The organism is Mesorhizobium sp. M7A.F.Ca.CA.001.08.2.1, from assembly GCF_003998455.1.
Classification (GTDB): domain Bacteria; phylum Pseudomonadota; class Alphaproteobacteria; order Rhizobiales; family Rhizobiaceae; genus Mesorhizobium; species Mesorhizobium ciceri.
In genome coordinates this window covers 1-7,723 of sequence record NZ_RZPW01000263.1, presented here as the reverse complement: position 1 = coordinate 7,723, position 7,723 = coordinate 1, and the positions used below count along the sequence as shown (strand labels likewise).

At 62.3% G+C, this 7,723-nt stretch carries 8 protein-coding genes, 2 tRNA genes and 2 pseudogenes; 4 read left to right on the top strand and 8 right to left on the bottom strand.

The genetic code is table 11. The features are described from left to right. The 7 genes and pseudogenes from EN914_RS17060 to EN914_RS39225 all read right to left on the bottom strand — a co-directional run. A pseudogene (locus EN914_RS17060) lies at positions 1–316 on the bottom strand (beta-ketoacyl-ACP synthase); the annotation flags it as partial. A gap of 56 nt (positions 317–372) precedes the next feature. Then, complete coding sequence (locus EN914_RS17055) at positions 373–654, bottom strand: acyl carrier protein (RefSeq protein WP_010909964.1); 282 nt, start codon at positions 652–654, stop codon at positions 373–375. Between the two features lie 230 nt (positions 655–884). Continuing rightward, entirely contained in the window at positions 885–2,027 is a 1,143-nt protein-coding gene (locus EN914_RS17050; RefSeq protein WP_024501276.1) for a slipin family protein, read from the bottom strand. 345 nt (positions 2,028–2,372) lie between these two features. Continuing rightward, positions 2,373–2,439 (bottom strand) — tRNA-Ile (locus tag EN914_RS17045). A gap of 1 nt (position 2,440) precedes the next feature. Next, positions 2,441–2,515: transfer RNA gene (locus EN914_RS17040), tRNA-OTHER, on the bottom strand. Between the two features lie 228 nt (positions 2,516–2,743). Then, entirely contained in the window at positions 2,744–3,292 is a 549-nt protein-coding gene (locus tag EN914_RS17035) for a histidine phosphatase family protein (RefSeq protein WP_024501275.1), read from the bottom strand. 3 nt (positions 3,293–3,295) lie between these two features. Next, complete coding sequence (locus tag EN914_RS39225; protein WP_024501274.1) at positions 3,296–3,547, bottom strand: hypothetical protein; 252 nt, start codon at positions 3,545–3,547, stop codon at positions 3,296–3,298. 20 nt (positions 3,548–3,567) lie between these two features. On the opposite strand from EN914_RS39225, the gene EN914_RS38325 reads away from it, so the two are divergent. From EN914_RS38325 to EN914_RS17015, 4 genes are all read left to right on the top strand, one after another. Beyond that, complete coding sequence (locus EN914_RS38325; RefSeq protein WP_032898557.1) at positions 3,568–3,801, top strand: hypothetical protein; 234 nt, start codon at positions 3,568–3,570, stop codon at positions 3,799–3,801. A 70-nt stretch (positions 3,802–3,871) separates the two neighbouring features. Then, positions 3,872–4,822, top strand: a complete 951-nt coding sequence (locus EN914_RS17025; RefSeq protein ID WP_024501272.1) for an AEC family transporter — start codon at positions 3,872–3,874, stop codon at positions 4,820–4,822. A 190-nt stretch (positions 4,823–5,012) separates the two neighbouring features. After that, positions 5,013–6,470 (top strand): NAD-dependent succinate-semialdehyde dehydrogenase, encoded by a 1,458-nt coding sequence (locus EN914_RS17020; protein WP_013531228.1) that lies wholly within the window; start codon positions 5,013–5,015, stop codon positions 6,468–6,470. Positions 6,471–6,562: 92 nt separating this feature from the next. Beyond that, positions 6,563–7,585 carry an aldose epimerase family protein gene (locus EN914_RS17015; RefSeq protein ID WP_024501271.1) on the top strand — a complete coding sequence of 341 codons (1,023 nt, stop codon included), beginning with the start codon at positions 6,563–6,565 and terminating at the stop codon, positions 7,583–7,585. 20 nt (positions 7,586–7,605) lie between these two features. Here the strand turns inward: EN914_RS17015 and EN914_RS38725 are convergent. Beyond that, a pseudogene (locus EN914_RS38725) lies at positions 7,606–7,723 on the bottom strand (IS630 family transposase); the annotation flags it as partial.

The window sequence follows — 7,723 nt, the reverse complement described above, 5'->3', positions numbered from 1 at the left end:
CGGCCGCCACAACCATGTCCATGGTCGCGCAGAGTTCGTCATTGCCCTTGATGCCGGCGTCGTCCAGTGCAAGGCCGGCAGCATAGGTGCCGAGCCTTTGCCAGGTTTCCATCTGGCGCTGATCGCCACGCTTGGCGATCTGCAGGTTCCAGTCGATCTCAGGCAGCGGATGGACAGTATAGGGTGCAAAGCGCGTCGCTTCGAGCACCGGCTGCGGGCCCGGTTGCGCGAGCTTCTGCCAGTGGGCGTCAGGGCCTTCCCCCAGCGAGGAGACAAGGCCGATACCTGATATGACGACGTCGCGGGGGCTGCTCATGTGCGGCTTTGTGGGTCAGGCGGCAGAGCGCGTCAAGATCGTGCGCTTAACTGACGTCAGGCAGTCTTGGCGGCGACCAGAGCGTCGATCTTGGCGCACAGGTTCTTCATGACGAAGTAATCGTCGGTCGAAGCCTTGCCGTCATTGACCTCCTGGGTCCACTTTTCCAGCGGCACCTTGATGCCGAATTCCTTGTCGATGGCAAAGACGATGTCGAGGAAATCGAGGCTGTCTATGCCGAGATCGTCAATCGTATGGCTCTCGGGCGTGATGGTGTCGATATCGATCTCGCTGGTGTCGGCAATGATCTTGGCGACTTTGTCGAACGTGGTGGACAAGGGCTTTTCCTTCGGTTGCGGGCGGAATCTGTCCGCATCTTGTTTGGGCGCTGTCTAATCGGTTTTTTCCGGCAGGAAAAGGCCTGATACGCCGGGCGCAGATGGGTAGGGTTCCTTCGAAACGCAAGAAGGGCCGCCGGTTTACCCGGCGGCCCTTCTGTTGACGCGACGTCAGCCTTATTTCGATGCGTGTCGTTTTTCCAAAAGCGGAACACTTTTGGCGACATGCATCAGCTGTCGCGAAGCTTGACCAGATCGTTCAGCAGCCCGCCCGTTCCGTTGTGGACGGTCAGCCGCTCGACCTTGCCGGCGATGGTTTCCAGCGCCTCGAGCTCCTTCAGCCGCAGCATCACCGGGTTTTCCGCCATCACCCTGGCCGTGTTGAGGAGGGAACGGGTCGCGTTCGTCTCCTCGCGGCGACGGATGATGTTGGCCTCGGCCTGCTTTTCGGCCGACACCACCTGGTTGAGGATCTCGCGCATCTCGCCCGGCAGGATGACATCCTTGAGCGCGATATCGCTGACCTCCACGCCGATCTCGGCCATGTCGGCGCGGACCTTGGCTGCCGCTTCCTCATCGACCGTCACCTTCTTTTCGAGGATCTGATCGAGTGTCAGCGCGCCAAGCGTCTTGCGGAAGGCATATTGCAGGGCGCGGTAGAGGGCTTCGGAGAAGTCCTTCACCATGCTGACCGCCTTGACCGGATCGACGACCCGGTATTCGGCTGCGATGTTGACGCGGATCGTCACGCGATCCTTGGTCAGCACTTCCTGCCCGGCAACGTCGAGCGACTGGCGCTTGAGGTCGACGACCTTGATCTGCACCATGCGTCCGACGTTCCAGAAGCCATGCACGCCCGCCGTCAGCGTCCTGACCAGGACACCGTCGATGAACAGCAGTCCGGCCTGACCATCGACGACCGGATGGACGGACATCAATTCCGCCTTCCGGGCCTGGCCGAGCCGGCGCATGACCGCCGCATCGATGGCGAGATCGACTGACGTGTCGATCAGCGTCACCTTCCACGGGCCGGCATCCGTCCACAGCACGAGCTTGCGGTCCGGTGCCAGCACGGCGTGCAGATTGCCGTCACGCTCGATGACGGCGACATCCGTGCGCCCGGTGCGAACGACGGTGAAATGACGCGCGGCCACATCCGGGAGCTTGTCGAACAACGCCTTCTCGTATGCCGAAACGAATTCCGGGTTCTTCAGATCGTGCCGGGACACTTCAAGGCTGCCGCGCCGATTGGCGAGCCAGTGCTCGCCCGGCAGCAGGACAGTCTTGATTTCCCCCTTGTGGAGGGTGAGGGCACGTTCGTTTTCCTTTACGAGGACGCGCTCGCGCCCAAGAACCTTGTCGAGAATGGTCATTGTCTTACTCCTGTCGGGCATGGCCCCATGCGAGGCGTCAAGTCATGCGTCGATCGTTCCTTTCGTTTCTCGTTTCACGTCGTAGTCCGGGCACGAATGATCCGGGGACTGGTGGCATCAATCCGTGGCGGGCCTTCGGGAGCGGATCGCGGGGCAGCGAAGCGGGCGCCGAAGGCCTTGGCCTCCCTTGCCGGCGACGCTGCGCCTTGATCGTCACCGCGGACCTGGCCGCGAGCCGATGGCGAAAGACGCTTGGATGATCCGCGCCCGAGGGCTTGGGTCACCCGTGCAGTCTTTCACATTCCAGTCCCCGGACCGTTTTTCGGATGGCTTTTCAAGGCCAAATGGAGAAGGAATCGAACCTTCGACAGTCAGATTATAAGTCTGATGCTCTACCCAAACTGAGCTATCCGTGGTGCAAATGGCAGGAATCGAACCTGCGACCTCCGGACCCAAATCCGGCGCTCTTCCAGTTAAGCTACATCCGCGATCCCCAATCGCCAAAGCGGCGCCGTATACAGGGCGGCAAAGCCGCCTGCACGGGCGGATACGAAAGCTCCAACCGTTGTGCTCGCTTCGGTTTTCGTGACCGGGAGCGCGCCTATAGACCCTGCGACGGGTTGTCGCAAGCGGCATTGTCATGGCCAATTTGCGGCTTCTTGCAGCGGTGGCATTTCGGCAACACTGCTTCCGGCGTCAGCGATGGAGTGCTGCGTCTAAAAAGTTACCCGGCCGAGCACGCGCAGGCCATCGCCCTGCGGCTCGACGACCACGGCCTCGCCTTCGCGTGGCGAAACGCCGGTCAGTGCCACGATGTCTTCCAGATGGGTGACCATGACCAGATTGTCAGAGCCGGAATAGGCGCGGATTTCCTTCAGGATCGCGTCGAGCTGTGCTGCCTTCTCGGCCGGATCGCTCTTCAGGAGATCAAGCGGCGCAAACAACTCCGGCTCGGCCTCGAAAGCGATGCGCGCGGTGTCGAGGCAGCGGCAATAGCGACTGGACAGCACGCGCTCGATCGGTGCAGCACGCGCGGCAAACAGAGCGCCGATCTTGCTCGCCTGCTGCTTGCCACGCGCTGACAGGTTCACCTGGGTGGCGCAGCTGTCGATGTCGAAATTGGCCGGATCGGTGGTGCCGGTGACCATGGCATGACGCAGCAGCACGACATGCCCGCCATCGCGCAGCAGCGCCCAGCCTGCATCCGTGGCGTGCGCCACGCCGGGAACAACAAGCAGGAACAACGCCAAGGCAAATCGAATCATCCGCTATCCTTCTGCGGTTCCCGGCAAGGGGTTCCGGTGGCAGGACATATAGGGACGGTAAAGCCGGCCGAAAGACAAGGCGCGGTGGGCGAGAAGCGTAGACGGTGAGAGGGATGGCATGGTGTAGCCGGCTTCGGTAAAACCCTGCTTGGCGTTCTCGAAGAATCCGATCGCCTTTTGATATTCGGCCTTGCCGCCGCCATAGCTGGCCCGATTCCAGCTGACATCCCCGAGATTGTTCTGCGCGAAGGCCATTGCATCGGAAGGCTTCCCTGGTGAATACCTTCAGCGTCGCCGTGAATGCGGCCTCGATCGGTGACGCTGCGCGCGTCGCTTTTCGTCTCGGCAACTGCAAGCGCGGTCGCGGCAAGACAAAGCAGTGCGGCGACGAAAGCCGTCAGCCATGCCCGCTGCAAAAGACTGAGGTTCGAGAGTCGGACAAAGGCCATTTGTCGTTCGTGTCCGCCCTGATGATCCAAGCCCTCTATAACGCTGCCAGCCGACGATGATCAAATTCAGGCGCGATTGCGTCGCGGTCCTGGCTCGCCTATCACGGGAAACCCGCCCCTCACGGTAAAAATGTCTCCGCTCACCGAAACCGTTCTTTTCGTCTTCAGCCTTGTCGCGCTCGGCTACCTCGCCGGGCTCACCGGCTATCTGAAGCGGGCGAGCGGCGAGGGGATTTCGGAATTTGCCATCAACGTGGCGATGCCGCTGCTGCTGTTCCAGACGATGGTGAAGTCCGACTTCCACGGCGTGGCGCCTTGGCCGCTGTGGGGCGCTTACTTCACGGCGGTTGCAATGACATGGGCTGCCGGCCATCTGGTGACGACGCGGATTTTCGGGCGGGACGCACGCGCAGGCATCGTCGGTGGAGTGTCGTCGTCCTTCTCGAACGTGGTGCTGCTGGGCATTCCCTTCATTCTCGGCGTATTCGGGTCGAGGGGATTCGAAGTGCTGTCGCTGCTCGTTTCCGTGCATCTGCCGACCATGATGATGGCTTCGATCATCATGTTCGAGATATTTGGCCGCGGTGGCAGTGAGCCCGTACACCCGCTGCGCATCGTCCAGAGCTTTCTGAGAAGGCTGTTCACCAATCCCCTGATCATCGGTATCCTGGCCGGGCTGGCCTGGCGCCTAACCGGCGCGCCGCTGCCGAACCTTGCCACGCGGCTGGTCGATACGCTGGCTGACACTGCCGGGCCAGTGGCGCTGTTCGCCATGGGGCTCAGCCTGCGCCGTTTCGGCATATCGGGCAATGTCCGGCCGGCGTTGGCGCTTTCGGTGCTGAAGCTGTTCCTGATGCCGGCGCTGGTGCTGGTCTTCGTCTGGTTGCTCGGCATGCCGCCCTTGACGGCCAAGGTGGCGGTGATGGTGGCCGCGATGCCATCCGGCGTCAATTCCTATCTGATCGCGGTGCAGTTCAACACCGGCCAGGCGTTGGCGTCGAACCAGATGACCCTCGCCACGGCCTGCGCCGCCGTCACCACCGCGTTCTGGCTGACTGTTGTCTTGTACGTTTTCGGGTAAGGCATCGGTGTAAGCACGTCAGCCTGCTCTCGTCTCGCTCTGGCCCAAGCCCTATATGCCATCTTGCGATTGCTTGCGTGCCTTGCCCTCGGTAAAGAGCAGTGGCTCCGGCGTGCCGGCCTCAGTCCATGGCGCACGCGCACCGAAGATTTCACAGACCCGCCCGTCAGGGCGCCGAACGGAGGATAGCATGCTTCAGAAAACCAGCCATTTCATGCGGCAGGCCAATCTCATCAATGGCGAATGGGTGCAGGCCGACAGCGGCCAGACGGTCGACGTCAACAACCCGGCCACCGGTCTCAAGATCGGCACCGTGCCGAAGTCGGGCAAGGCCGAGACCCGCCGCGCCATCGAAGCCGCCGCGGAAGCTTTCAAGACCTGGCGCAAGACGACCGCGCTCGAGCGCTCGAAGCTGCTGCGCAAGCTGCACGACGCGATGATGGACAATCAGGACGTACTGGCCGAACTGCTGACCATCGAGCAGGGCAAGTCGCTGTTCGAATCGAAAGGGGAGATCGGCTCGGCCGCGTCCTACATATTGTGGTTCGCCGAGGAAGGTCGCCGCACCTATGGCGACGTCGTGCCGTCGCCATGGGCGGACCGCCGCATCCTGGTGACCAAGGAGCCGGTTGGCGTCATCGCCGCCATCACGCCGTGGAATTTTCCGTCCTCGATGCTGGCCCGCAAGCTCGGCCCGGCGCTCGCCGCCGGCTGCACCGCCGTGGTCAAGCCTGCGTCGCAGACGCCGTATTCGGGTCTCGCCTGGGGCGCGCTCGCAGAGGAAGTCGGTTTCCCCAAGGGCGTCGTCAACATCCTGACCGGTTCGGCCAGCGAGATCGGCGACGAGATCTGCGCCAATCCGCTGGTGTCGAAGATCACTTTCACCGGCTCGACCGAGGTCGGCAAGCTTCTCATCCAGAAGTCGTCGGTCACCGTCAAGAAGGTGTCGATGGAACTCGGCGGCAACGCGCCGTTCATCGTTTTCGACGACGCCGACCTCGAGCGTGCCGTCGCCGGCGCCATCACCGCCAAGTACCGCAATTCCGGCCAGACCTGCGTTTGCACCAACCGCTTCCTTGTCCAGGCAGGTGTCTATGACAAGTTCGTCGAGAAGCTCGCTGCCGCCAGCAACGCGCTGAAGGTCGGCTCCGGCCTCGAGGACGGCGTGCAGCAGGGGCCGCTGATCGACGAGAAGGCGGTCGAGAAGGTCGAGGAACTGATCGCCGACGCCACATCAAAGGGCGGCAAGATCGTTGCCGGCGGCAAGCGCCATGCGCTCGGCGGTTCGTTCTTCCAGCCGACGGTCATCGCCAACGCGACACCCAAGATGCGCTTCATGAAGGAAGAGATCTTTGGCCCGGTCGCACCGGTGTTCAAGTTCGAGACCGAAGAGGAAGCCGTCGCCCTCGCCAACGACACCGAATTCGGCCTTGCCTGCTACTTCTACACCGGTGACCTCGGCCGCGCCTTCCGAGTGATGGAAGGGCTGAAATACGGTATGGTCGGGGTCAATGAAGGCCTCATCACCACGCCGGAAGCGCCGTTCGGCGGCGTCAAGGAATCCGGCCTCGGCAAAGAAGGCGGGCATCAGGGCATCGAGGATTATCTCGACACCAAATATGTCTGCATCGGCGGCCTCGGCCTCTGATAGGCTATCCCTGAGATGGGGAGGCCGATGGCCTGCCCATCTCTCATGGAAAAACCAGCCGAAGTCTTCTGGATCAACTGGCATTTACGGGCATGGCGATGAAGGACGGCGAGGTTTTCGGCACGACGCAGGCTGGCGAGCAGGTGCGTCGCTTCACGATCAGGGGCGGCGGCATCACAGCCAACATCATCGGTCTGGGCGCGATCATCCAGGATTTGCGCCTGACCGGGCACGATGCTCCGCTGGTGCTCGGCTACGACAGTCTGGAAGGCTACGAGACGGATACGGCCTTCTTCGGTGCGGTCGTCGGCCGCTATGCCAACCGCATCCGCGACGGCCGCTTCACCATTGGCGGCAGCCGCTACCAGACCGAGCAAAACTTCCTCGACAAGCATACGCTGCATGGCGGCTCGCAAGGTTACTCCCACCGGGCGTGGACGGTTTCCTTGCATGGCAGGGATTTCGTCACGCTGACGCTGCACGATCCCGACGGCACGATGGGTTTTCCCGGCGCGCTCGACGTCACCTGCACCTACCGGCTGAAGATCCCCGGCACGCTCAGCGTCGAGCTGACCGCCACCTGCGAGGAGCCGACGCTGTGCAATCTCACCCAGCATTCCTATTTCAACCTGGATGATGGCGGCGCAGGCGACATTCTCGACCACAGGATGATGCTGAATGCCGGCGCCTACCTGCCGGTCGATGGCGACATGATCCCCACAGGCGTGGTCAAGCCGGTTGACGGCACGCCATTCGATTTCCGCCAGGCGCGGCCGCTGCGCATGGAAACCGAGGGTGATCAACTGCCCTACGACCAGAATTTCTGCCTTGCTTCGGCACGCGGGCCGCTCAAGCAGGCGGCATGGACGCAAGGCGCCAGTTCCGGTGTCGAGATGGAGGTCTGGACCACCGAGCCCGGCGTCCAGCTCTATACCGGCCAGTATGTGACGCCGCGCACCGGGCTGGAAGCGCGGAACTACAAGGCCTTTTGCGGCTTCTGCCTGGAGCCGCAGATTTGGCCGGACGCGCCGAACCGGCCTTATTTCCCGCAAGCAACGCTGTGGCCGGGCGCGATCTACCACCACGTCACGGAATACAGGTTCCGCCTGCCCTAGTTTTCCGACCTTAGAGCGTTTCACGTTTTGACGGAAGCGTACCCGGCTTTTGCGAAGTAGTTTTTGCATTCGGCTGCCTCGATGGTTTCGACGAGGTGGCCGATGTGGCGCCACGTGTCCTCGACGGTGCGTTTCTGA

Excerpts from the sequence above, each read along its gene's own strand:
- EN914_RS17050 (WP_024501276.1), bottom strand. The coding sequence starts at position 2,027 with ATGACCATTCTCGACAAGGTTCTTGGGCGCGAGCGCGTCCTCGTAAAG.
- EN914_RS17035 (WP_024501275.1), bottom strand. The coding sequence starts at position 3,292 with ATGATTCGATTTGCCTTGGCGTTGTTCCTGCTTGTTGTTCCCGGCGTG.
- EN914_RS39225 (WP_024501274.1), bottom strand. The coding sequence starts at position 3,547 with ATGGCCTTCGCGCAGAACAATCTCGGGGATGTCAGCTGGAATCGGGCC.
- EN914_RS17025 (WP_024501272.1), top strand. The coding sequence starts at position 3,872 with ATGTCTCCGCTCACCGAAACCGTTCTTTTCGTCTTCAGCCTTGTCGCG.
- EN914_RS17020 (WP_013531228.1), top strand. The coding sequence starts at position 5,013 with ATGCTTCAGAAAACCAGCCATTTCATGCGGCAGGCCAATCTCATCAAT.
- EN914_RS17015 (WP_024501271.1), top strand. The coding sequence starts at position 6,563 with ATGGCGATGAAGGACGGCGAGGTTTTCGGCACGACGCAGGCTGGCGAG.